This window comes from Kutzneria buriramensis (assembly GCF_003387475.1).
In the GTDB taxonomy this organism is placed as follows: Bacteria; Actinomycetota; Actinomycetes; order Mycobacteriales; family Pseudonocardiaceae; genus Kutzneria; species Kutzneria buriramensis.
In genome coordinates, this window is record NZ_QUNO01000003.1 from 40,859 (window position 1) to 63,438 (window position 22,580).

The 22,580-nt window shown below is 70.2% G+C and carries 26 protein-coding genes; 14 read left to right on the top strand and 12 right to left on the bottom strand.

The genetic code is table 11. From position 1 onward, the window contains the following. Positions 1 to 101: 101 nt before the first annotated feature. On the top strand, positions 102 to 602 hold the full coding sequence (locus tag BCF44_RS08600; protein WP_116173665.1) for a DUF5984 family protein: 501 nt from the start codon (positions 102 to 104) through the stop codon (positions 600 to 602). Positions 603 to 665: 63 nt separating this feature from the next. Here the strand turns inward: BCF44_RS08600 and BCF44_RS08605 are convergent, their stop codons facing one another. Next, positions 666 to 2,225, bottom strand: a complete 1,560-nt coding sequence (locus BCF44_RS08605) for a tannase/feruloyl esterase family alpha/beta hydrolase (RefSeq protein WP_116173666.1) — start codon at positions 2,223 to 2,225, stop codon at positions 666 to 668. Positions 2,226 to 2,431: 206 nt separating this feature from the next. Continuing rightward, positions 2,432 to 3,970 (bottom strand): esterase-like activity of phytase family protein, encoded by a 1,539-nt coding sequence (locus tag BCF44_RS08610; RefSeq protein WP_116173667.1) that lies wholly within the window; start codon positions 3,968 to 3,970, stop codon positions 2,432 to 2,434. A gap of 86 nt (positions 3,971 to 4,056) precedes the next feature. Between BCF44_RS08610 and BCF44_RS08615 the strand changes: the two genes are divergently transcribed. Beyond that, positions 4,057 to 4,473, top strand: a complete 417-nt coding sequence (locus tag BCF44_RS08615) for a nitroreductase family deazaflavin-dependent oxidoreductase (protein ID WP_116173668.1) — start codon at positions 4,057 to 4,059, stop codon at positions 4,471 to 4,473. Continuing rightward, positions 4,470 to 4,793 (top strand): VOC family protein, encoded by a 324-nt coding sequence (locus tag BCF44_RS08620; protein ID WP_116173669.1) that lies wholly within the window; start codon positions 4,470 to 4,472, stop codon positions 4,791 to 4,793. The genes BCF44_RS08615 and BCF44_RS08620 overlap by 4 nt, the downstream gene beginning before the upstream one ends. Here BCF44_RS08620 and BCF44_RS55380 read toward each other — a convergent pair. Next, positions 4,742 to 5,233, bottom strand: coding sequence for a GNAT family N-acetyltransferase (locus tag BCF44_RS55380; protein WP_170217413.1), 492 nt, complete (start codon positions 5,231 to 5,233; stop codon positions 4,742 to 4,744). The two genes, BCF44_RS08620 and BCF44_RS55380, sit on opposite strands and share 52 nt — an antisense overlap. Positions 5,234 to 5,583: 350 nt before the next feature. On the opposite strand from BCF44_RS55380, the gene BCF44_RS08630 reads away from it, so the two are divergent. Then, on the top strand, positions 5,584 to 5,877 hold the full coding sequence (locus tag BCF44_RS08630) for an MmyB family transcriptional regulator (protein ID WP_170217415.1): 294 nt from the start codon (positions 5,584 to 5,586) through the stop codon (positions 5,875 to 5,877). Here the strand turns inward: BCF44_RS08630 and BCF44_RS08635 are convergent. Further along, a complete protein-coding gene (locus BCF44_RS08635; protein WP_116173672.1) occupies positions 5,843 to 6,628 on the bottom strand; it encodes a PIG-L family deacetylase in 786 nt (261 codons plus the stop codon). The genes BCF44_RS08630 and BCF44_RS08635 overlap by 35 nt on opposite strands. A gap of 16 nt (positions 6,629 to 6,644) precedes the next feature. Then, positions 6,645 to 7,553, bottom strand: coding sequence for a proteasome assembly chaperone family protein (locus BCF44_RS08640; RefSeq protein ID WP_116173673.1), 909 nt, complete (start codon positions 7,551 to 7,553; stop codon positions 6,645 to 6,647). Between the two features lie 92 nt (positions 7,554 to 7,645). Here BCF44_RS08640 and BCF44_RS08645 point away from each other — a divergent pair, with 92 nt between their 5' ends. Both BCF44_RS08645 and BCF44_RS08650 read left to right on the top strand, forming a co-directional pair. Continuing rightward, entirely contained in the window at positions 7,646 to 8,260 is a 615-nt protein-coding gene (locus tag BCF44_RS08645) for a PadR family transcriptional regulator (protein WP_246014901.1), read from the top strand. Next, complete coding sequence (locus BCF44_RS08650; RefSeq protein ID WP_211352956.1) at positions 8,257 to 9,813, top strand: DHA2 family efflux MFS transporter permease subunit; 1,557 nt, start codon at positions 8,257 to 8,259, stop codon at positions 9,811 to 9,813. The genes BCF44_RS08645 and BCF44_RS08650 overlap by 4 nt, the downstream gene beginning before the upstream one ends. Positions 9,814 to 9,952: 139 nt before the next feature. Here BCF44_RS08650 and BCF44_RS08655 read toward each other — a convergent pair whose 3' ends face one another. From BCF44_RS08655 to BCF44_RS08675, 5 genes are all read right to left on the bottom strand, one after another. Beyond that, on the bottom strand, positions 9,953 to 10,942 hold the full coding sequence (locus BCF44_RS08655; RefSeq protein WP_116173675.1) for a zinc-dependent alcohol dehydrogenase family protein: 990 nt from the start codon (positions 10,940 to 10,942) through the stop codon (positions 9,953 to 9,955). Continuing rightward, positions 10,939 to 11,766 carry a carbohydrate ABC transporter permease gene (locus tag BCF44_RS08660; RefSeq protein WP_116173676.1) on the bottom strand — a complete coding sequence of 276 codons (828 nt, stop codon included), beginning with the start codon at positions 11,764 to 11,766 and terminating at the stop codon, positions 10,939 to 10,941. Before BCF44_RS08660 ends, BCF44_RS08655 begins: the two co-directional genes overlap by 4 nt. Beyond that, the gene (locus tag BCF44_RS08665) at positions 11,763 to 12,710 is read right to left on the bottom strand and encodes a carbohydrate ABC transporter permease (protein ID WP_116173677.1); all 948 of its coding nucleotides are present in this window, start codon (positions 12,708 to 12,710) and stop codon (positions 11,763 to 11,765) included. Before BCF44_RS08665 ends, BCF44_RS08660 begins: the two co-directional genes overlap by 4 nt. A gap of 1 nt (position 12,711) precedes the next feature. Then, the gene (locus BCF44_RS08670) at positions 12,712 to 14,073 is read right to left on the bottom strand and encodes an ABC transporter substrate-binding protein (RefSeq protein ID WP_116173678.1); all 1,362 of its coding nucleotides are present in this window, start codon (positions 14,071 to 14,073) and stop codon (positions 12,712 to 12,714) included. Between the two features lie 83 nt (positions 14,074 to 14,156). After that, positions 14,157 to 14,918 (bottom strand): DeoR/GlpR family DNA-binding transcription regulator, encoded by a 762-nt coding sequence (locus tag BCF44_RS08675; RefSeq protein WP_116173679.1) that lies wholly within the window; start codon positions 14,916 to 14,918, stop codon positions 14,157 to 14,159. Between the two features lie 263 nt (positions 14,919 to 15,181). On the opposite strand from BCF44_RS08675, the gene BCF44_RS08680 reads away from it, so the two are divergent. The 4 genes from BCF44_RS08680 (at position 15,182) to BCF44_RS08695 (ending at position 18,823) form a co-directional block, all read left to right on the top strand. Beyond that, positions 15,182 to 16,297, top strand: a complete 1,116-nt coding sequence (locus BCF44_RS08680) for a glycoside hydrolase family 3 N-terminal domain-containing protein (RefSeq protein ID WP_116173680.1) — start codon at positions 15,182 to 15,184, stop codon at positions 16,295 to 16,297. A gap of 66 nt (positions 16,298 to 16,363) precedes the next feature. After that, a complete protein-coding gene (locus BCF44_RS08685; RefSeq protein ID WP_379798158.1) occupies positions 16,364 to 16,942 on the top strand; it encodes an RNA polymerase sigma factor in 579 nt (192 codons plus the stop codon). Further along, on the top strand, positions 16,935 to 18,158 hold the full coding sequence (locus BCF44_RS08690) for a hypothetical protein (protein WP_116173681.1): 1,224 nt from the start codon (positions 16,935 to 16,937) through the stop codon (positions 18,156 to 18,158). The genes BCF44_RS08685 and BCF44_RS08690 overlap by 8 nt, the downstream gene beginning before the upstream one ends. Continuing rightward, positions 18,155 to 18,823, top strand: coding sequence for a histidine phosphatase family protein (locus BCF44_RS08695; protein ID WP_116173682.1), 669 nt, complete (start codon positions 18,155 to 18,157; stop codon positions 18,821 to 18,823). The genes BCF44_RS08690 and BCF44_RS08695 overlap by 4 nt, the downstream gene beginning before the upstream one ends. On the opposite strand, the gene BCF44_RS08700 is transcribed toward BCF44_RS08695, so the two are convergent. Next, positions 18,812 to 19,195: a Na-translocating system protein MpsC family protein gene (locus tag BCF44_RS08700; protein WP_170217416.1), complete on the bottom strand. Its 384-nt coding sequence runs from the start codon at positions 19,193 to 19,195 to the stop codon at positions 18,812 to 18,814. The genes BCF44_RS08695 and BCF44_RS08700 overlap by 12 nt on opposite strands. Positions 19,196 to 19,401: 206 nt before the next feature. Between BCF44_RS08700 and BCF44_RS08705 the strand changes: the two genes are divergently transcribed. From BCF44_RS08705 to BCF44_RS08715, 3 genes are read left to right on the top strand one after another with little or no spacing between them, the layout of a single operon-like run. Next, the gene (locus BCF44_RS08705; protein WP_170217418.1) at positions 19,402 to 19,920 is read left to right on the top strand and encodes a cysteine dioxygenase; all 519 of its coding nucleotides are present in this window, start codon (positions 19,402 to 19,404) and stop codon (positions 19,918 to 19,920) included. Next, entirely contained in the window at positions 19,917 to 20,327 is a 411-nt protein-coding gene (locus tag BCF44_RS08710; RefSeq protein ID WP_116173685.1) for a rhodanese-like domain-containing protein, read from the top strand. The genes BCF44_RS08705 and BCF44_RS08710 overlap by 4 nt, the downstream gene beginning before the upstream one ends. A gap of 9 nt (positions 20,328 to 20,336) precedes the next feature. After that, on the top strand, positions 20,337 to 20,969 hold the full coding sequence (locus BCF44_RS08715; protein ID WP_116173686.1) for a hypothetical protein: 633 nt from the start codon (positions 20,337 to 20,339) through the stop codon (positions 20,967 to 20,969). 68 nt (positions 20,970 to 21,037) lie between these two features. Here the strand turns inward: BCF44_RS08715 and BCF44_RS08720 are convergent, their stop codons facing one another. Then, positions 21,038 to 21,784 (bottom strand): DUF1684 domain-containing protein, encoded by a 747-nt coding sequence (locus BCF44_RS08720; protein ID WP_170217420.1) that lies wholly within the window; start codon positions 21,782 to 21,784, stop codon positions 21,038 to 21,040. A gap of 197 nt (positions 21,785 to 21,981) precedes the next feature. Between BCF44_RS08720 and BCF44_RS08725 the strand changes: the two genes are divergently transcribed. Beyond that, positions 21,982 to 22,482 (top strand): winged helix-turn-helix domain-containing protein, encoded by a 501-nt coding sequence (locus BCF44_RS08725; protein WP_116173688.1) that lies wholly within the window; start codon positions 21,982 to 21,984, stop codon positions 22,480 to 22,482. Positions 22,483 to 22,580: the final 98 nt, after the last annotated feature.

Below are 22,580 nucleotides of genomic sequence, written 5' to 3' on the forward strand. Positions count from 1 at the left end.
ATCGACCGCGAGTGCAACCCGGAGGTTTCACCTTGCGTAAATCGCTGGTGGGTCCTGTTTCACTGGTCAGCATGCCCATGATGCCGGCGGCGTGAACCGCCATGAGGTTCCACTTCGCGCTGACGCCACTGGATCAGGTCAGGCCGTGGGCGAGCGAATACTGGCCGCACTGGTTCGGGCTCAGCGACGGCACCTACTGGATCGAGCTCTTCGGCGAGAAACTGTTGTGCGAGAACGATGTCCCGTACATGGACTACTACGTGGCCCGGTTCTGGGAGGACCTCCTCGACGCGACCCACGACCTGCTCGCCGGCGTCCCGCACAACTTCAACCTCGGCTACATCCGAGGGGCGCCTTCGCTGCGGCTGCACCGGATCCACAACCGGGTCAAGATCTGGTGGCGGGAGGACGGCACCGACGTCGTCACGGCCGTGCCGCTGAAGGAGTTCCTGGCCGCGCTGGCGGAATTCGACCAGGAGGTGATGGCGGCGATGGTCGAGCGACTCGGCGACGACCCCCGACTGCTCGCCGAGCATGCGGACCGCTCCCGCTGGCTGGGTCGAATCGTCGGGGGGCAAAGCCGTGCGCAATGTTCGCGATGAGCTGCGTGCTCAGGACGGGAGGCGCCGGCCGCGCCCGAGGGGTTGGGGCACGGCCGGCACCGGTCAGGCGCAGCGGTAGCTGCTGGCGGCGGCGGGGTCTCCGTGGCCGAGGTAGCGCGACACCTTGGGGAAGCGACAGAGGTCACGGGTGACGCTGCCGTCCGCGTTGGCGGCGGGCAGAGTGGCGGGCGCCTTGCCGTGCTCGACCCAGTCGACCAGGGCCTTGAGCGGGTCGGTGGGCGTCGCGCCGGCGCCGCCGACGCAGTGGAAGCCGCCGGGCACGACGAACAGCCGGTAGAAGTCGTCGACCCGTTGCGTGCCACCGAAAAGCCGGTCCACCTGGCGGCGGTAGTCGAACAGGCCGCTGGTGGGGATGAGCTGGTCGGCGGTGCCGACGGTGGTCAGCAGCTTGCCGCCGGCGGCGCGGAACCGGGACAGGTCGGGATCGGCGGTGCCGATGATGTTGTCGTACTGGGCCACGGACTGCCGGAACAGGGCGTCGAACTGGGCGTAGGTGATCTTGGTTACGTCCAGGGCCGGTTGGCGCAGCAGGAAGTTCTGCACCCACTGGTCGGCGACGACGAAGCCGGGGGCGGTCAGCGAGCCGTCGGGAGCGGCGACGGTCCCGGCGATGCCGGCGAAGTCGGCGCCCTTGGGCAGGCCGCCCCAGAGGCGCCGGCCGTGCTCGTCGGTGGGGCCGTTCCAGATCTTGCGGACGACGTCGGCGTCGCGCGCGGAGATGGTGATCTGCTTGCCGTCACACACGATCTGCGTGCCGATCAGGCTGCGCGGGTCGAAGCCGCACTGGTCGGGCCGGTCGATCAAGCCGTCCGGCCCGGCGCAGGCCTTGACCGCCCCGGCGTTGAACGCGGCGAGCTCGCAGCCGCTGAGGATGTCGTGCTCCTGGTTCATCGCGACCGCCGGCCACAGCGTGGCCACGGCGAACTGTGCCCAGAACACGGCCGGCGCGCCGGCGTTGATTCCGTTGAAGTCACCGGGATAACGCTGTGCCTCGGCGTACCCCTGGCGGCCGCCGGTCGAGCAGCCGTTCCAGTACGAGTACGTCACGGGATGGCCGTAGTACCGCGCGGTGAGGTCCTTGCCGACAACGGCGAGGTCGTGCTCGGACCGGTAGGCGAAGTCGGTCAGCAACTCCTTGCCGTTGACGGCTCGGCCCCAGCCGGCGTCGATGGGATTGCCGGGCAGGCCGGCGTCGGTGGTGCCGGCGGCGTAACCGTCCTTCACCGCCTGCACGAGGCCGTTGCCGACGAAATCGCCGGCGGCGTAAGCACTTCCGCCGACGGCCTGGAACCGTCCGGTCCAACCGGTGTCCGGCACGTCGACCGTGGTGTGCACGTGGTCGTCGGCACCGGGGTGGTTGAGTGTGACGGTGAATTCGCAGTAGGCGGGCACGCCGGTGATCGGCGGCTGCGGACCGAGTGGACTGTCGGGAAAGGTGACGGTGCCGCCGGGTTTGTGCACGGCGGTCACCGATTCCACGGTGGTGCCGGCCGGTGCCGCCACGGGCAGGGACGAACACGTCCCGGTGCTGGCGGCCGCGGGCAGCGGCGCCAGCAGGGCGAGCGGCACGAGGGCGGCGATCACGCCTGCTCTTCGTCTCATGGCGGCGACCCTAGGCGGCGGCAAGCGGGAAATCCCGGCCACACCACGCATCCGGCCACATCCCGTCCGAATCCGGCGTCAACTCCCGTCCGGGTAGCCGCCTTGGTTGCAACCCGAGGGATGATCGGGCAACCCCGAATGCAGGGAAGGACGCCTTACCCTCGCTGAACGCGGGTAAGGCGTCCTTCCCTGCATAACGCGGGCCCCTAGCGCACGACCACGTTCACGGTGACCGTTCGCGTCTGCGCCGGCAGCTTGCGCGTGTCGATCGCCAGGTACTCGCCGTCGTCCTGGACACCGGCCGGCGTCGTCTTGGCGTGCAGCTGGAACGGCGGCGCGGTGTTGGTGACGCCGTCGATGCCGAAGTCGCTGTCGTTGCTGACGACGATCGTGCGGCCGCCGTCGGTGGTGGCGACGCCCTCGATCTTGTCGTGGCCGAAGAAGCCTCCGGTCGGGTCGAGGCCGGTCAGCAGGCCGCCGAGGTCGACGTCCAGGGCCTTGCTCACCGGGGTGATGCCGACCTTGGCGAGGTCCGCGAGTGCGGTCTTCGTGTCGTCCGACGCCACGAAGGCGTCGATAGTGGCGTTGTTCGGGCCGACCAGCAGGCCGCCCTTGGCCCCGTTGTAGCCGGCTGCCGACGGGCCGACGTCGGTCGCCCCGGTCAGGTCGATCTTGAACAGCTTCTTGTACGCGCCCGGCTCCGGCTTGCCGTCCCGCTCGTCCACCAGGAACGTGGTGTCGGTCAGCGCGGTGATCTCGCTGACCGCGCCGCTGTTGGTCTTCGGGTCGTCGAGCAGGTACAGGTACTCGTGGGTGGCGTGCGTGCGCAGGTCGTAGGTGACGATGCGCAGCGTGGTCACGTTGCTCGGCTTCTTGGTCAGATCCGGCTGCTGGAGCGCGGACTGCATCATGCCGACCAGCGTCCGGCCGTCCGGCGTGACGGTCAGGCCCTCCATGCCCTTGTTCGGCACGCGGTTGGCCAGCTCCGCCGGCAGCGAGCCGTCGAACGGCGAAAGCCGTTGCAGCGCACGGCCGTTGTGGTCGAAGTGGGTGATGAACGGCCCGTACTCGTCGGACACCCAGAACGTGCCGTCCGGCAGCGCGACCAGGCCCTCCGAGTCGTAGCCGTTCGGGTCGGCGGGCAGCGGGTCGCCGTTCAGGTCGACGATCTTCTCGCCGGTGCCGGCCTGCGCGTTGACCCGGCCCGAGTACGGCGTGCCGTCGGCGGCGCGCAGCGGGATCGCGCGCTCCAGCACCGCTTTCCCGTTCACCAGGCGGAACTTGCCGATCGCCGGGTCGAAGGTCGGCAGCGGCTCGACCTTGACGCCGCCCGGGCCGTCCACGTTCGGGCCGCGGTCGGTGAGCCCGTAGTACTCGTCGCAGCTGCCCGGGGCCGGGGCCAGCGAGGAGCCGTAGCCGCCGGCCGTGACCGGCACGCCGCCGATCACGGCTAACGGCGGCAGTGTGGTGTCGTACAGCCGTACCGCGTCGGTTTCGGTGTAGGTGAAGGAGTCCGTGCCGGTGAAGCCGGCGGCCGGGGTGTAGCGCAGCGAGCCGTCCTGGTTGCGGGTGACGGTGCCGTGCGCGGGCGCGGTGTGCGAGACGACCGTCTGTCTCGCGTTCACCGTCACGGGGTGGCCGCGGTGTGTGCGGTAGCCGTTGTCCGGGCTGGCGTCGGCGACCCCGGCGGCGAGCATGCTGAGGGCGACGACGCCGGCGGTCGCGGCGATCCGGTTGCGATTCACCGCGGCAGTCTCATCACGCCAGGTGGACGTCGCTCGTCCGGCAGGCGACCGGCTGGTGAACAAACTCGGCGTGGTAGACAACGGGCATGTCGGAGCAGCAGGACTTCAACCGGTCGGTGATCGAGGAGTTCCGGGCCAACGGCGGCCGCGTCGGCGGGCCGCTGGCGGGCGCGGAGCTCGTGCTGGTCACCCACACCGGGGCGCGGACCGGCCGGACGCTGACCACGCCGCTGGGCCATTTCCGGGTCGGGGACGAGGTCGTGGTCGTCGCCGCGAACCGGGGCAGCGCGCGGCACCCGTCCTGGTACCACAACCTGGTGGCGAACCCGTCCGTCACGGTCGAGGACGGCGAGTCGACCTATGCCGCGACGGCGGTCGTCGCTCAGGGCGCCGAGCGGGCCCGGCTGTGGGAGGCGATCGCCGGCTCGCGGCCGTTCTTCCGGGACTTCCAGGAGAAGGCCGGGGCGAGGGAGATCCCGGTCGTCGTGCTGCGGCGCACGTGATCGGCGGGCTGCACCACGTCGAGCTGTGGGTGCCCGACCTGGCGCGGGCCGGCCGCAGCTGGCGGCTCGGCGAGACGTACATCGTGGTCGAGGAGTCGCCCGCGCTGACGTCCGACGTGCACGACCGCCGGCGGCCCGGGCTCAACCACCTCGCCTTCCACGTCGGTGACCGGGTGGATTCGCTGGTGGCCGCCGCGCCTTCGCACGGCTGGACGCTGCTGTTTCCCGACCAGCACCCGTATGCCGGCGGACCCGCGCACTACGCCGGTTATCTCGTCGACGAGGACGGGTTCGAGGTGGAGTTGGTGGCGAGTTCGTAGCGGCTCATCCAGTACGTGTGGAACTGCACGTCGCCGCGGTGCTCGAAACCGCGGCCCTCGTAGTAGCGGCGGAGCCGTTCGTTCGACCGCACGCAGTCCAGGCGGATCCTCGGGGCGCTTTGCGCTATCCAGTCGAGGATCCGGGTGCCAAGGCCGGAGGCCGTGCGGCGGACCGCCAGGCGGTGCACGTACGCCGCCGGTTCGCCGTCCGGCCACAGGGGATCCTCGGACTCGATGGCGACCGTGCCCGCCACGACGCCGTTCACGCTCACCAGCCACGTTGTTCCCCGGGCCACCTGTTTCGCGACCCAGTCGGCGTCGAAGCGCTCCGGCCACTGCTTGGTGATGCCCCGGGCGTACAGCCAGGCGGTGGCGTCGTCGAGCACGCTCCGGACCTGGCCGGTGTCGGCCGGTCCGGCCAGGCGGAAGACGGCGTCCATGAGGATGATCCTGGGTGCTGAGCAGCCTCCCCCACAAGATTCAACACAGCAATCCAACCACCGGGGGCTGACAATTCGCCGCGAGGCGAGCATCGAGCCGGCCGTGCCGCCGCCCACGTAGTCGTATCTCATGACAAGCACATCCGCAGCCGCCGGAATCGGCTCAGCCAGGAGCTGTCCTTCCTGGGATCGGCCGGTCGAAGGGGCAGCCGAATCCAGGCCGGCGGTCCGCGCCCGGGTACCGCGACGGCTCCGCTGTCGTAGCCTTGGCACACAACGGAAGGGCGTCGGATGACGGGCTCCGGACTCGGCGATTTCCCGAAGGCCGCCAGCTGACCGCATCGGACGAGGTGCTCGCGACCAACCGCAACGCCCGCCTGGCATTCGCGGACTCCCCTGCGATGCGCGCGCGCGACCGGATCGTCATCCGCTGGCTGTTGTTCGACCCGGCCGCGCGCGCCCTGCACGACGACCGGGCCGGCATCGTCGAGGAGGCGATCGGCATGCTGCGCGAGCTGAACTTCCACGTCGTGCAGGGGGCGAACGGCCAGCACCTGTTCACCTTCGTGCCGGGCACCGGCACGGCCGAGGCGCTCGACGGCCTGCTGCTCAGTCCAGGCCGGCCAGCAGATCGGTCTCGGTGATGCCGGGCCCCTGGCCCTCGCGGATGAACCACTCGGTGCCGAAGGCCTGGGCGAACCACTCGTCGGGCATGGACAGGAACCAGGACTCCTCGGGGATCTGGCTCAGGTGCGCCCGCATGCCAGCTCGCTTGGCCTCGATGACGTCGCGCACGTCGACCCGCCCGGTCAGCAGCTCGGCGGGCTTGCCGAACTCGAAGCCGTCGAAGTCGGGGATCTCGGCGCCGGTTGCCTCGGCGTACCGCTTCCAGAGCGCGAACGACTCGTCGCGGTTGGACGTGTGCTGGTACACCCGCGGCGTGCTGGCGAGTTCGGCGGCGCGCTTGCCGACCCGGTGCACCTGGATGTGGTCGGGGTGCCCGTACCCGCCGTTGTCGTCGTCGAAGGTGATCACGTCCGCCCGCTCCTCGACGAGGATGGCGGCCAGCTTGGCCGCGGCCTCCTCCACGTCGGCGGTCCAGAAGGAGCCGGGCGCGCTGTTCTGCTCCCAGCCCATCATGCCGGAATCCTTGTACCCCAAGAACTCCAGGCGCTTCACACCGAGCACGTCGGCGGCGGCGCGGGTCTCGGCGGCGCGGCGGGCGACCAGGGTCTCGCCCTCGGCGAGCAGCCCCTCGGGGATCTCGCCGAGTTCGCCGCCGGTCGCGACGACCAGCACCACGCGGTGCCCGGCGTCGGCGGCCTTGCGCATGGTGCCGCCGACGGTGATCGACTCGTCGTCGGGATGGGCCTGGAAGGTCACGAAGGTGGCCATCGGTCGGTGGAGCCCCTCAGTCGTTGGGACGCTGTTCGGCGAGAAACTGCTCGAACTGGTCGCCCAGCTCGTCGGCGGTGGGCATCTGCTCCAGCACGTCGCTGAGCAGGCTGGGCTTGCCCGCGGCCTCGGCGAACGTGTCGTACTGGCGCTCCAGCGCCCGCACCACGTCGGCGACCTCGGCGGACTCGTTGACCTGGCGGTCGATCTCCACGGCGGCGCGGCGCGCGGCCTCCCGCAGCGATTCGTCGGGCAGTGCCAGGCCGGTCGCCTTGGCGACGTTCTCCAGCAGCGTGACGGCGGCCGTCGGGTAGCTGGTCTGGGCCAGGTAGTGCGGCACGTGCGCGGCGAAGCCGATGGCGTCGCGGCCGGCCTGGCCCATCCGGAACTCCAGCAGCGCGGCGATGCTGGCCGGCACCTGGAGCGTGTTGGGCATCTGCTGGTGGTCGCCGAGCAGTTCGGGCCGCGTGCCGTGCGCGGTGACGCCCAGGGCCCGTGTGTGCGGTGCGCCCATCGGGATGCCGTGGAAGCTGGCGAGCATCCGCACGCCCCAGCGGTCCATGAGCGCCATGACCGCCTCGGCGAACAGCTCCCACTCGTGGTCCGGCTCGGGGCCGGACAGGACCAGGAACGGCGTGCCGGCGGTGTCGTGCAGCAGCCGCACCTCCAGCTTCGGCGTCTGGTAGCTCTCCCAGCGGTCCGTGCTGTAGGTCATCAGCGGCCGGCGCGATCGGTAGTCGATCAGCCGGTCCACGTCGAAGGTCGCGACCACCCGGTTCTCGAACCGCTCCAGCAGGTGGTCGACGACGAGCTTGCCGGCGCCGCCCGCGTCCACGAAGCCGTCGAAGTTGACCAGCAGGACCGATCCGTCCAGGTCGGGCGTGTCCGAGTCGACCTCGACCAGGTCTTCCGGATCCCGTGCCACCGCTACCTCCCACGCAGCCGTACAAACGCTCTTCCATTCTGCAACGCGGAACACCGTCAAATTCATCCCCGCCGGTCAGCTATAGTCAACGCTTGAACAATCAAAGCGAGGTCACCCGAGAGGACGACGTGAAGCTCACCCCGCTGGCCATGGCCGTGCTGGAGCTGCTGATCGAGAAGCCGATGCACCCGTACGAGATGGCCCAGGTGCTGCGCACCCGGAACATCGAGGCCAGGGCGAACGTCAAGCCGGGCTCCCTCTACCACGCGGTGGAGCGGCTGGAGGCGCACGGCCACATCGAGGTCGTGGACACCCAGCGCGAGGGCCGCCGGCCGGAGCGCACGGTGTACGGCGTGACCGAGGCCGGCCGGGACGCCTTCGTCGAGCGGGCCAAGGCGATGATCGGCACGATCGCGCCGGAGTTCCCCGAATACGTCAGCGGCCTGTCGGCGCTGAACGAGCTGGACCGCGAGGAGGCGCTGGACGAGCTGCGCACCCGAGCGCTGCGACTGCGGGCCGAGGACGCGGCCGACCAGGTGATCATGGAGAACCTGGCGGCCAAGCCCCTGCCGGCCATCTACTGGTTGGACGTCAAGTTCCTCGCCGATCGGCGGGCGTTCGAGCTGGCGTGGACCAACCGGCTGATCGAGGACATCACCACCGGCAGGGTCGCATGGGTGCCCGCCGTATCCGAGGACGAGGCGTGAACGAGAGACCTGGCAACCCGTGGGGCGCGCTGGCCGCGCTGTGCATCGGGTTCTTCATGATCCTGCTGGACGCGACCATCGTGTCGATCGCGATCCCGGCCATGCTGCGCGGGCTGAACGCCAGCCTGAACGCCGTGGTCTGGGTGACCAGCATCTACCTGCTCACCTACGCCGTGCCGATGCTGTTCACCAGCCGGCTCGGCGACCGGTTCGGGCCCAAGCGCGTGTTCCTGGTCGGCCTGGTGCTGTTCACGCTGGCGTCGCTGTGGTGCGGGCTGGCCGGCGACGTGGGCACCCTGATCACCGCGCGTGGCGTGCAGGGCATCGGGGCGGCGCTGATGACGCCGCAGACGTTGGCGTTCATCAGCTTCCTGTTCCCGCCGGCGCGGCGCGGGGCGGCGATGGGCGTGTGGGGCGGCATCGCCGGCCTGGCCACCGTCACCGGACCGCTGCTGGGCGGCGTGCTGGTGGACAACTTCGGCTGGCAGTGGATCTTCTTCGTGAACGTGCCGATCGGCGCGGTCGCGGTCGTGATGACGATGGCGCTGGTGCCGGACTGGCGGCCGGGGGCCGCGCACTCGTTCGACGTGCCGGGAATCCTGTTGTCCGGGGCCGGTTTGCTGCTGCTGGTGTTCGGGTTGCAGAACGGCCAGCAGTACAACTGGGGCGAGGTGTGGGGCGGCATCACCGTCTACGAGATCATCGCGGCCGGGGTGGTGCTGCTGGTCGCGTTCGCCGTGTGGCAGTGGTTCAACAAGAGGGAGCCACTGCTGCCGCTGCGGATCTTCGGCAACCGCAACTTCTCCAGCGGCGTGCTCGCGTCCGTGACGGTCGGTTTCACCATGACCGGCATGTTCTTCCCGATCGTGATCTACCTCCAGACCGTGCTCGGGATGACGCCGCTGCACGCCGGCCTGCTCACCGCGCCCATGTCGCTGCTGTCCGGGGCGGTGGCGCCGGTGTCGGGTCGCCTGTCGGACAAGGTGAACGCCAAGTACCTGTTGACGTTCGGTCTGGTCGCCCTGGCCGCCGGGCTGGGATGGATCGCCTTGCAGGTCACGCCGTCCACCCCGCCGCTGGCGCTGATCCCCGCGCTTCTGTTGTGCGGCTTGGGCATCGGGTTCATCTTCTCGCCGATGAGCACCGTCACGATGGGCGCCGTGCCGCGGGAGCTGACCGGTTCCGCCTCCGGTATCTACAACACCGCCCGTCAGGTCGGCGGCGTGCTCGGCAGCGCCGCCGTCGGCGTGCTGCTCCAGGCGCGGATCACCGCCGCGCTGACCGCATCCACCGCCGACCTGCCCGCGCAGGTTCGGGCCGGCATCTCCAGCGGCGCCAACGTCGAGGGTGGGGCTCCCGACCTCAGTTCCGTGCCGGAGCCCATCCGGCAGCAGGTCACCGACGCCATCCACAGCGGACTCACCATCGCCGCCAGCCAAACCCTCTGGCTCCCGGCCGCCTTTCTCCTGCTGGGAGCCCTCGCCGCCCTCGCCATGCGCACCACTCGCCGGGCCCCCACCCCCACCCCCACAACCGAACCCGCCGCCCCGTGAGAAACCCCCGCGAGTCGCGCTCACAGACACACCGAAACACGTTCTCAGGCAGAAACGAGCCTGGCGTCTCGTTCTGCCTGAGCCTGACATTCGGTGTGCCCCAGAGCGCGACTCGCGGGGGTTCAGGCCTTCCTGGGGGTTAGGGGAGGACCTGGATTTTGCGGCCTTTGCCGGCTTTGAACTGTTCGAGGGCGGCGGCGTAGTCGTCGAGGGGGAGGCGGTCGCTGATGAAGACCTCGGGGTCCAGGACGCCGGCGGCGAAGAGGTCGGCGGCGCGTTCGTAGCTGTGCAGCACGGCCATCGAGCCGGTGATGGTGATCTCCTGGTTGTAGATCTTGTACGGGTCGATCTCCACCCGGGCCGCGTAGTCGGCGACGCCGAACTGGAGGAAGGTGCCGCCCTTGGCCACCCGGCCGAGCCCGTCCTGGATGGCCCGGGCGTTGCCGGTGGCGTCGATGACGACGTCCCACCCGGCCGGGCGGTCCAGCTCGTCGGCGCTGGTCGCGACCCCGGTGCAACCGAGCTGACGGGCGGTGGCCAGGCGCTCCTCGTTCAGGTCGACGACCTCGATCGACGCGGCGCCGGTGAGCTTGCCGAGCTCCAGCATCATCAGCCCCATCGTCCCGGAGCCGTAGATCAGCACGGACGTCGCGAGCTGCGACCGCAGCACGTCGTAGCCCCGTACGGCGCAGGACAGCGGCTCGATCAGGGCGGCGTCCTCGGTCCGGACGTGATCGGGCAGCTTGACGCAGTTGGCGACGGGTGCCAACGCGTACTCGGCGGCCCCGCCGGCGGTGGAGACCCCGATGCCGCCCCAGCGTTCGCACAGGTTGTTCCGCCCGGACCGGCAGTACCGGCACTCGAAGCAGTACAGCGACGGGTCCACCGCAACCCGGTCGCCGACCGAGACCTCCGTGACGTCCGAGCCGACCTCCGCCACCACGCCGGCGAACTCGTGCCCGGGGATCACCGGCAGCGTCGGCGCGAACTCGCCCTGGAGGATGTGCAGGTCGGTGCCGCACAGCCCGCAGGCGGACACGTCCACGACGACCTGCCTGTGCCCGGGCGCCGGATCGTCCACGGTGGTCACTTCGACCTGGCCGACCCCGCTGATGACGGCTGCCTTCACTTCACGGCTCCCAACGACAGGCCCTGGACCAACTTGTCCTGGGCGGCGAACCCCGCGGCGAGCACCGGCAACGAGATCACCGTCGCCGCCGCGCACACCTTGGCCAGGAACAGCCCCTGGCTGGTGACGAAACTGGTGAGGAACACCGGCGCGGTGCCGGCGACCACGCCGGTGAGCACCCGCGCGAACAGCAGCTCGTTCCAGCTGAAGATGAAGCAGATCAACGAGGTCGCGGCGATGCCGGGCATGGCCACCGGGGCGACCACCCGCCGCAGCGTGGTGATCAGGCCGGCCCCGTCCAGCGCGGCGGCCTCCAGCATCTCCACCGGCACCTCGGCCAGGAACGACCGCATCAGCCACACGGCGATCGGCAGGTTCATCGACGTGTACAGGATGGTCAGGAACGAGATGTTGTCCAGCAGCCCGGAGAACTGCGCGAACAGGTAGATCGGCAGAGTGCCGGCGACCACCGGCAGCATCTTGGTGGACAGGAAGAAGAACAGCACGTCCGACCACTTGCGCACGGGCTTGATCGACAGTGCGTACGCGGCGGGAATGGCCAGCAGCAGCACGATGACGGTGGACCCGATGCTGGCGCTGGCCGAGTTGATCAGCGGCGGCCACGGGCTGGCCCCGCTGCCGGCGCCGAAGAACTCCTGGTAGCCCGAGAGAGTCAGCGGCGCCAGCAGGGACGGCGGGTTGGTCGCCGCGTCGGACTCGCTGTGGAACGACGTCAGCACCATCCACAGCACGGGCAGCGCGAACAGGATCCCGGCCAGCCAGGCGAACACGCCCCACGGCCGCCACGCCTTGCGGGCCCTCATCGCTTCACCTCGTTACGCAGCAAGGACGACACCACGCGCAGCGCGAAGGTGGCGATGATGATCGACGCGATCACCACGATCACGCCGGCCGCCGACGCCTGCCCGTAGTCGTGGGCCTGGAAGAAGGTCTGGTAGATGGTGTACGGCAGGTTGGCGGTGCCCAGCCCGCCCGAGGTGATGGTGAACACCGCGTCGAAGTTCTGCACGATGTAGATCGACCCGAGCAGCCCGCCCAGCTCCAGGTACTGCCGCAGGTGCGGCAGCGTCAGGTAGCGGAAGACCTGCCACGGCGTGGCCCCGTCCATCCGGGCCGCCTCGATGGCGTCGCCCGGCCGGCTTTGCAGGCCCGCCAACAGGATCAGCATCATGAACGGCGTCCACTGCCACACCAGGGCGGCCTCGACGGCGATCTTGGGCATGGTCGAGATCCAGTCCGGCTGCGGCGGGTTCGCCCCGCCGAACAGCCCCCAGATCCACGACAGCGCGCCGTTGAGCAGGCCGTACTCGGGGTTGTAGAGCACGTGCTTCCACAGCAGCGCGGCGGCCACCGGCACCACCAGGAACGGTGCGATCAGCATCGTCCGCACGAAGCCCCGGCCGCGGAACTTCTGGTCCAGCAGCAGGGCCAGCCCCAGCCCGAGCAGCAGACTGACGACGACCACGGACACCGTCAGGATCACCGTGGACACCACCGACGAGCGCAGCGCGCTGTCGGTGGCGACCGCGGTGTAGTTGCCCAGACCGGCGAACCCGCGATTGGTCGGATCCAACGCGTTCCAGCGCAGGAAGGAGATGATCAGAGTCACCACGAACGGCAGCTGGGTGATGATGATCGTGAAGACCAGCGCGGGCAGCAGCGGCGCCCGGCGGGCCCACTCCGCGGCCCGCTTGGGCCCGCCACGGACAACACCGGCGACCGGTCGTTCCAGGGTCTGGGCAGTCATGTCACTTGCCCTGGTACTTGGTCGCGACCTTCTCGGCCAGCGCCTGTCCCGCCGTCAGCGCGGCGTCCACGGTGGTCGAGCCGGCGATCGCCGAGCTGATCTGCTGCGACACCTGGGTGCCCAGGTCGGTGAACTCGGGGATGTCGACGAACTGGATGCCCAGCGTCGGACGCGGCTGCACGCCCGGGTTCTTCGGGTCGGCGTTGCTGATCGCGTCCTTGGTCTGCGACGCGAACGGGCCGGCCGCCTTGACGTAGTCCGGGTTGTCGTAGGTGGAGGACCGCTTGCCCGCCGGCACCCGGGACCAGCCCAGCTGCTTGCCGACGAGGTTCTCGTAGTCCTTGCCCGACGCCCACGAGATGAACTTCCAGGCGTTGTCCTGCTTTGAAGACGCCTTCTGCACACCCCACGCCCAGGTGTACAGCCAGCCCGAGGACTTGGTCTTCATCACCGGCGCGGGCACGTAGCCGAGCTTGCCGGCGACCGGGGAGTCCGACGCCTCGAGGGATCCGGCGGCCGAGGTGGCGTCGTACCACATCGCGACCTTGCCCTGCTCCAGGTTGTTCAGGCACTCGGAGAAGCCGGCCTGCGGCGCGCCGGACTCGCCGTGCGCCTTGACCAGGTCCACGTAGAACTGGGTGGCCTGTTTGAACTCCGGGCTGGTCAGCTGGGCCTGCCAGTCCTTGGTGAACCAGGCGCCGCCGAAGGTGTTGACGACGGTGTCCAGCGGGGCCATCACCTCGCCCCAGCCGGGCTGGCCGCGCAGGCAGATGCCCTTCATGCCCGGCTGCGCGCCGTCGACCTGCGCGGCCAGGTCGGCGACCTGCTGCCACGTCGGGTTGGCCGGCATGGTCAGCCCCTTGGCCGCGAAGACATCCTTGCGGTACATGAGGAAGGAGGACTCGCCGTAGAACGGCTCGCCGTAGACCTTGCCGTCGTCGGCGGTCAGCGAGACCCGCATCGGGGCCAGGATGTCGTTCTGGTCGAACGCGGTGTCCTTGGCGATGTGGTCGTCCAGGGGCGCGAGCCAGCCGTTCTTGGCGTAGAAGGGAATCTCGTAGTTGCTGATGGTGGCGACGTCGTACTGGCCGGCCTGGCTGGAGAAGTCCTGGCTGATCTTGTCGCGGACGTCGTTCTCCGGCAGCACGGTGAAGTTGACCGTGATGCCGGTCTGCTTGGTGAAGTTGTCGGCGGTGAGCTTCTGGAGGTCAACCATCTGCGGGTTGTTCACCATCAGCACGTTGATCGAGTTCGAGCCACCGGCCCCGCCGCCGCCCGCGCCGCTGCAGGCGGTCAGCGCCGCCGCCACCAGCACCGCACCGATCGCCGCGCCGACGGCACGGCGTGCTCCGATTCGCGCCATCCGAGACATCTCCTCGTTGTTTCTACTGACACCTGGGCACTTCGGACAGCCCCCATATCCCGGTGGCGCGCACCGGGAGCATTTCAGACGCGGACGACCTTGGGCCCCAGCACGGCGTACCGCTGACCGTCCGCTGTGGACAGTCCAGTGTCGGTGACGATGGCCTCGAAGTCCGCGATGTCGGCGAACCGGCTGAAGCTGGACACGCCGAACTTCGTGTGCACGCCGACGAAAACCCGCCGCCGCGAGACGGCGACCGCCTTGGCCTTGACCGCGCCGACCGCCGGGTCGGGCGTCGTGAGCCCGTGTTCCCGGGAGATCCCGTTGGCGCCGAGGTAGGCGAGATCGATCACCATCTCGCCGAGCATGCGCAGCACCCAGTGGTCCACTGTCGCCATGGTGTGCCCGCGCAGCCGCCCGCCCAGCAGCAACACCGTCACGCTGGGCGTGCCGGACAGCGCCGCGGCCGCCGGCAGCGACGCCGTCACGACCGTCAGCGGACGGTCGGTCGGCAGCGCCTCGGCCACCAGCTGCGGCGTGAAGCCCTCGTCGACGAACACGGTCTCCGCGTCGCCGAGGCGGTCCGCGGCGGCGCGGGCGATGCGGTGCTTCTCCGGCAGGTGTGCGGTGGCCCGGTAGGCGATGCCGGTCTCGTAGCCCGCGGTCTCCACCGGCACCGCGCCGCCGTGCGTGCGGCGCACCAGGCCGTGCTGGTCGAGCAGCTTCAGGTCGCGGCGCACGGTCTCCGGCGCGACGTCCAGCTCCGACGCCACGTCGCCGACGTCCACCCGGCCGTTGGCCCGGGCGCGGGCGAGGATCCGACGCTGACGCTCGTCCGCCTGCATCCTCGTCCACCTCCCAGCGCGCCAGACTGAAATCGAACACTGTTGACTCGGGCATCCGCCCGCCCGTTCGGGCAGGAATTAGGTTTAACACCGCCGCAACAGTGTGGCCAGCGCCACAGCGGGCGCTGGGATGCCCGGTTTTCGCCCGTTTGAGTGGCGCTCAGCTGCGCGGGCCCGGGGCGACGGCCCGTGTCGTGCCCGTTTCCCGCCGTGACGGTGCCCGTTCGCGGCCCCGTTTCCCCCGATACGGTTAACTGGACGCCATGGGCAGCATCACGGACGTCGTCCGCTGGGCAATCGTCGCGACCGTGGCCGGACCGCTCGCGCTGATCGGGACGTCGGCGCCGCTGGCGACCAACAGCCCGCTGCCGCCGGGGCTGACCACCGACCAGCTGGCCGGCCAGCGCGTCATCTACTCGTACCCGGGCGCGACGCCGCCGCAGAGCCTGCTCGACCGGATCGGCCAGGGCCGGGTCGGCGGCGTGATCTTCTTCGGCGAGAACATCCAGTCCACCGCCCAGATCACCAAGGTGGTCACCCAGCTGCGGCAGGCCGCCGCCAAGAGCCCCGTGCACCAGCCGCTGCTGCTGATGACCGACCAGGAGGGCGGCCTGGTCCGGCGGCTGCCCGGCGCGCCGGCCCTGTCGGAGAAGCAGATCGGGCAGGCCCCCGACGCGCAGGCCCAGGCGGCCGCCGCCGGCACCGGGGCCGGCCAGAACCTCGCCGGCGTCGGCATGAACTTCAACCTGGCGCCGGTTCTGGACGTCTACCGCACGCCCGGCGACTTCGACGACTCCGCGCAGCGCTCGTACAGCACCGACCCGGCCAAGGTGAACACCCTCGGCCAGGCGTTCGTCACCGCGCAGCAGCAGACCGGCGTCGCCGCCACCGTCAAGCACTTCCCCGGCCTGGGCTCGGCGACCACGTCCCAGAACACCGACGAGCAGCCGGTCACGCTGACCGCCTCGGCCGACACGCTGCGCACCGTCGACGAGGCGGCCTACCCCGGCTCGATCGCGGCCGGCGCCAAGTCGGTGATGCTGTCCTGGGCGGTCTACCCGGCCTTCGACGGCAAGCCGGCCGGGCTGTCGCCGACGATCATCAACCAGGAACTTCGCGGCCGGCTCGGCTTCAAGGGCGTCACGATCACCGACGCGCTGGAGGCCGGCGCGCTCCAGGCGTTCGGCGACACCGGGCAGCGGGCGGTCACCGCCGCGGGCGCCGGCATGGACCTGATCCTGTGCTCCGGCCGGGACGTCAGCCAGGGCGACCAGGCGGCCGCCGCCATCTCCCAGGCGGTCACCTCGAACAAGCTGGACCACAGCGCGTTCGAATCGTCCGTGGACCGCGTGCTGGCGATGCGCGGCAGCCTGAAGTGACCCGAGCCCCCAGGGGTTGTTTGCGATCGCAACGCAACATCGGCGTCGTAGCGACCACAACAGGGGGTGGAGACACTGACCGACCTGGAGTCGGTGCCCGACGGGCGGCTGTGGGAGGCGGTGGCGGCCGACGACCATGGGGCGTTCACGGCGCTGTTCGAACGCCACGCCCAGTCGGTCTGGAACTACGCGTACCGGCTGACCGGCTCCTGGTCGGCGGCCGAGGACGTGCTGTCGACGACGTTCCTGACCGCCTGGCGCCGCCGTGCCGACGTCGTGCTGATCCGGGAGAGCGCGCTGCCGTGGCTGTACACCGTGGCGGCCAACCTGGTGCGCAATGACCACCGGCGGCGCAACCGTTTCCTGCGCCTGGTGCCAAAACTCGTGTCAACGGACGAGAGCCGTGACCACGCGGAGGAGCTCGCCGAGCAGGACCACACCCAGCAGCGGCTGAAGAAGGTGCTGGCGGCCGTCGACGAGCTGCCCACGGCCGAGCGGCAGGCGGTGCAGCTGTGCCTGGTGGGCCGGATGAGCACGGCCGACGCCGCCGAGCTGCTCGGGATCACCGAGGTCAGTGTCCGATCCCGCCTGTCCAGGGCGCGCACCCGGCTGCGCGGCATGACCGAGGAGAGCTTCGATGAGTGACCCGTTCGACGTGCCCGAGCGGGAACTGCCCGACCACGTCCGGCAGTCGGTGCTGCACCGCATCTCGACGGAGATCGCGCACGAGCGCCCGCGCCGTCGGCTCGGCGCGACCCCGCTGCTGATCGCGGCGTCGGTGGTCGCACTGATGGCCGGCGCGACCATCGTGACCAGCACGCTGACCGCCAACAAGGACCACACCACCCTCAACGCCACCCCGAGTACGGCGCACCCCACGACGTCGACGAGCGGCGCGACCGGCGCCTACCTGTGGAACGGCGTGCCGTACTGGGGTATGGACGCGCAGATGCAGCGCTGCGTGGATGCGACGCAGAAGCCTGTCGACGGCTGGTTCCCGCTGCTGCGCGTGAGCCGCAACGGCCTGACCGCGATGCTCTACCGGCTCGGCACTGACATCGTGTTCTGCCAGGTGACCAAGGAACACGTGACGACCAAGGCGATGCCGTACCCGCAGCCGCCGAGCGGCAAGGCGCCGGGCGAGCTCCTGTTCACCACGCCGGACGGCACCTACGCGGGCGTCGTCGCGCCGAACCTGTACAACCTCCAGCTGCGAATGGACACGCTGCACGGCGACAACGCCGCAGTGAACGACAGCGTGTTCATCCTGCCCAACAGTTTCCGGCCCGGGGACAAGATCGACCTGGGCAGCAGCGGCTCCGACTACGTCACGGTGACGGACATGCCGCAGCCGACCGAGCCGACCGTCACCGTCGGCGGCCCGAAGGCGGACCGCACCTCGCTGGGCGGGCAGCGGCTCGCAGCGTGCCTGCCGACCGCGAATCCGCCGGTCGTGGACGCGGACTACTGGGCGCCGGCCGCGGTCATCCAGACCGACGCCACGCACTGGCTCCAGCTGGGGACGCTGGACGGCCGGCTGATCGCGTGCAACCGGTCGGGATCGACCTTCACCGTCGACCAGCCGAACCTGGACGTCGTCGAGAAGCACAGCGTCCTGATGACGGGGAAGATCTCGGCCGACGGCAACGCCGAGCTCAACGTGCTGGCCGTGGGCCTGGCGACCGATCCGCGCGCGGCGAAGGTCACGCTGGCCCGCGCCGGCAAGCAGGACGCGTCCGCCCCCGTCGACCACGGCACGGTCATCCTGCACGGTGAGGGGACGCTGCTGCCCGGTCGCGGCCAGAACCGGTTCACCGTCGTGGACTCCGCGGGAAACGTGATCGAGCAGTTCACGCAATAGGCTCCCCCGATGTGACGACCGAATACCGACAGTTCCGGTTCCAGCGCCCGCCCGGCTCCACCGAGCTGGTGCTGATCCGGCACGGCGAGTCGGCGCCGGCCCGCTTCGACCGGGCCTACCCGTACCGGGACGGGCACGGCGACCCGGAGCTGGCGCCGCAGGGCCGGGAGCAGGCGCGCCGGCTCGCGGACCGCTTCGCGGACGACCACTTCGACGCGATCTACGTGACGACGCTGCGGCGCACCGCCGAGACCGCGCAGCCGCTGGCCGACCGGCTCGGCATCGTGCCCAAAGTGGAGCCCGACCTGCGGGAGGTGCATCTGGGCGAGTGGGAGGGCGGGCTGCTGCGCAAGCACGTCGCCGAGGAGCACCCGCTCGTCACGGAGATGAACGTCAAACAGCGCTGGGACGTCATCCCGGGCGCGGAGTCGACCGAGCACCTAGCCGAGCGGGTGGGGGCGGGCATCCGCCGGATCGCCGGCGCGCACCCCGACCAGCGGGTCGCGGTGGTCGTGCACGGCGGCGTGATCGGGCAGGCGCTGGCGATGGCCACCGGCTCGATGCCGTTCGCGTTCATCGGCGCGGACAACGCCTCGGTGTCGGTGCTGGTGGTGGCCGGCGAGCAGTGGATCCTGCGCGGCTACAACGACACGTCACACCTGTGACGGCGGGTCCGCGTCGAAGTCGCCGAGGTCAGAGAAGACGAACACGCGGACCGCGTAGCCGGTGGTCGGGTGCACCTGCGCGAGGTACGCCGAGACCGGGCTGCCGACGATCTCCTCGATGGCGACGAGGAAGTCCTGCCGGGTCGCCTCGTGCAGCGCCTCGTGGTGGCGCAGCACCGCTTCCTGGTGGCCGCGCTCGTTGAGGACGGCGTCGGCGACGGTGAGGCTGTCGATGGACAGCACGACCAGGCTGATGGGGTCGTCGTCGCTGACCGAGACCTTCACGTTGCGGGGGCCTCGCCCGTAGAAGGATCGCTCCAGGCTCGTGACCTTCTCGGCGACCGCGTTGCGTTGGGCCCTGGTGATGCGCACCGGCGGCTTTCCTCTCGCGCTGAGCAGGGGTTACCCTCGGTTCAATCACAACAACATAGTGATTTCCGAGCCGTGCCGCAGCGGAACCCCTGTTCCGAGGTGGTGTGGCCCGGGCGAGATAGCTCCCGCGCTGGCGCGGCCCGAAGGTCCGGACCCCGGACAGGCGGGCGGTGACACCGCGGGACGCCGAGCGAAAGGCTTGTCTCGTGGCAGTCAAGACCAGTCCCGCGCAGCTGCGGGACCTCGTGGCCGACTTCGTCGCCCGCCGCGACGAGTGGTCGGCGCACGTCCGCTTCGATCTCACGGAGCGGCACTTCGTCCGCCTCCACCTCGATGACGACGTCGAGGTGTGGCTCATCTGCTGGGATCTCGGGCAGGACACCCTGCTGCACGACCATGGCGGCAGCGTCGGCGCCTTCGCCGTGGCCAGCGGCCGGCTCGTGGAGGACTTCGGCGACGTCGGACAGGACGGGCTGCGCACCCGCCGGCACAGCGCCGGCAGCGCCGTCGCGTTCGGCGAGACGTACCTGCACAACCTCGTCAACGTCGGCATGGAGCCCGCCGTCTCCATTCACGCCTACTCGCCGCCGCTGTCGTCGATGAATTTCTACTGCTGGCTCCCGTCCGGCATCCACCACCTGCGCCAAGTGCCCTGCGACACACCGGAACCGGACACCACCGCGCTCGAGGCCACCGCAGCGAGACTGCGTGAGGTCGCGGTATGAGCGACGTCGTGACGGGTTTGCTGACAACGGCAAGGGAGCACATCACCAGGTACAGCCCGGCGCAGGCGGCCGAGGCGATGCGGACCGGGGCGGTGCTGGTCGACCTGCGGCCGACCGAGTACCGCTGGCGGTTCGGCGAGATCCCCGGCGCCATCGCCGTCTCGCGGCACGTGCTGGAGTGGCGGATGGACGTGACAAGTCCGCACCGCTGCAAGGAACTCCGGGCCGACGACCTCGACCAGGAGATCATCCTGCTGTGCAACGAGGGCTACACCTCCAGCCTCGCCGCGTACCAGCTGCGCACGCAGTTGGGCCTGCGCAACGTCAATGACGTCGAGGGCGGTTTCGCGGCCTGGCAGGAAGCGGGTCATCCCATTCTGCGACGGCTGGCCCCGGAGTCCGACTAGGCTCCGCCCGTGCTCGACTGGGTGACAATTTCCGCGTTGGCCACGGCGATCGGCACGCTCGTGCTCGCCGTGGCCACCTTTTCCTCCGTGCGCTCCGCCTCGCGGGCCGCCCGCGCCGCCGAACGGGCGTTACAGCTGGGTCTGCGGCCGGTCCTGCTGTCCTCCCGACTGGAGGACCCGGTACAGAAGGTGGGCTTCCAGGACCGCAAGTGGCTCAAGGTGCCCGGCGCCTGCGCGAACGCCGAGGTCGGCGAGGACGCGGTGTACCTCGCGATCTCGCTGCGCAACGCCGGCAACGGGCTGGCCGTGCTGCACGGCTGGCGGTTCGAGGCGGCGCGGCCGATCAACCACGTGAAGCCGGAGCTGGCCGAGTTCCACCGGCTGACCCGCGACCTGTACGTGCCGGCCGGCGAGTACGGCTACTGGCAGGGCGCGTTCCGCGACGCCGGCGACCCGCAGTTCGAGCTGGCCCGGGAAGCGGTGAAGAACCGCGAGCCGATGACGGTGGACGTGCTGTACGGAGACCACGACGGCGGGCAGCGGACCATCAGCCGGTTCGTCATGGTGCCGCGCGACGACGATGGCTGGCTGGTGTCGCACGCCCGCCAGTGGAACCTCGACCGCCCCGAACCCCGCGACTAGCTTGATGCAGGGAAGGACGCCTTACCCGCGTTGAACGAGGGTAAGGCGTCCTTCCCTGCATGGGGGTCTCAGCGCGTCCGGCGCTCGCCGGCGGTCACCGGGACGGTGATCTCGTTGCCCGTCGGCGGCATCGGGCAGATGCCGAAGTCCGTGAAGGCGGACGGGAAGTTCCTGGCCCGGTTGAAATCCAGCGTGACGCGGCCGTCGACCACGTCGGCGTCGAGCTGCCGCCACGGCGCGGTGGTGTCGCCGTTGGTGGGGTCGTGGAACACCACGGTGATCGTGTCGCGGCCGCCGGTGGCGATCAGCCGCTGCTCCCGCCCGCCGAGCGTGAACCGCACCTCGCCGACGTCGAACGTCACCTCCCGGACGCCCGGCTGCGCGGTGTCGACCTCTATCCGCTTCGCCGGGTGCCGCGGCGTGAAGTCCGCCTGCACCACCCATTCCGGCCCGTACGGGAACACCGGGGGGCCGTCATACGCCTGGAGCACCGGGCCTTCGGGGTCGCGCAGCCGAATGCCGGCGCGGCCGTCCCGGATCAGCGACTCCACGCGCACGCGGCCGTGGGTGACGAACTCGGGGGCGTCGCCCTTGACCTCACGCACGCCGTCCAGCGGCTGGCCGCCGTGCAGAAGTCCGTCGGACACCGAGGCTTTCACCCGGATGACGCCCGACTCGGCGCTCCACTCCCCCGGCAGGTCGTCGAACCGCCGCGGCCGGTCGTCCAGCCAGTGCAGCCCGACCAGGCTCAACCAGCCGTACGGCTCGCGCAGGTCCCGTTCGCGCCGGGCCAGCCACTCCTGCCATCCGCTCATGTTCGTCATGACACCGCGAAACGCCAGTGGCGTCCACATCCTGGGGCGCCGTTGACAGTGACGCTGGGCACTGGTCCGATGACCTCATGGATCTGACCAGGCGCCTGCACGTGGACCTCGCCCGCGTGAACGCGCAGGGCTGTGCGGCCTGACCCCGTTCTCAGCCCACCATCCGATCCCTTTGCGAGGTAACCGCCATGCCGTACCAGTACTCCGCCCCCATGTCGCTGACCACCAGCCAGGCCGCCGAGGTGACCGTGGTCGTTCGGGTCAGTACGAACAACGACCAGGCCCCGCTGGTGGCCGCCCGCGTCGTCGACGCCGTCCGCACCGCCGTCGACGTGCCCGGCACCACGCTCACCGTGTCCGTGCCGACCCAGCACCGCCCGCAGGACCGCGGCGAGCTGCGCATCCAGCCGTCCGCGCGCCGCGTCTTCCACCGGGACGGCGCCGTGGAGCTGACCCGGATGGAGTTCGACCTGTTGCTGCACCTGGCCCGCCGGCCCGGCCACGTGCACCTGCGCACCGCGCTGCTGGCCGACCTGTGGGGCCTGCCCGACGGCGTCGAGACCAGGACGCTGGACGTGCACGTCCGCCGGCTGCGCCGCAAGCTCGGCCCGGACGCCGAGCTCATCACTACGGTGCGTGGCGTCGGCTACCGCATGGACGGGGCCGAACGAGTGACGATCGAGGATTGAAACACCCGAAATGTCTGGCTAGAACCTCAAATGTTCATCAAATCGGCGAGCAACACCAGATCGTAACGTCCCGAGCGGTTCCATTGTCGCGATCCATA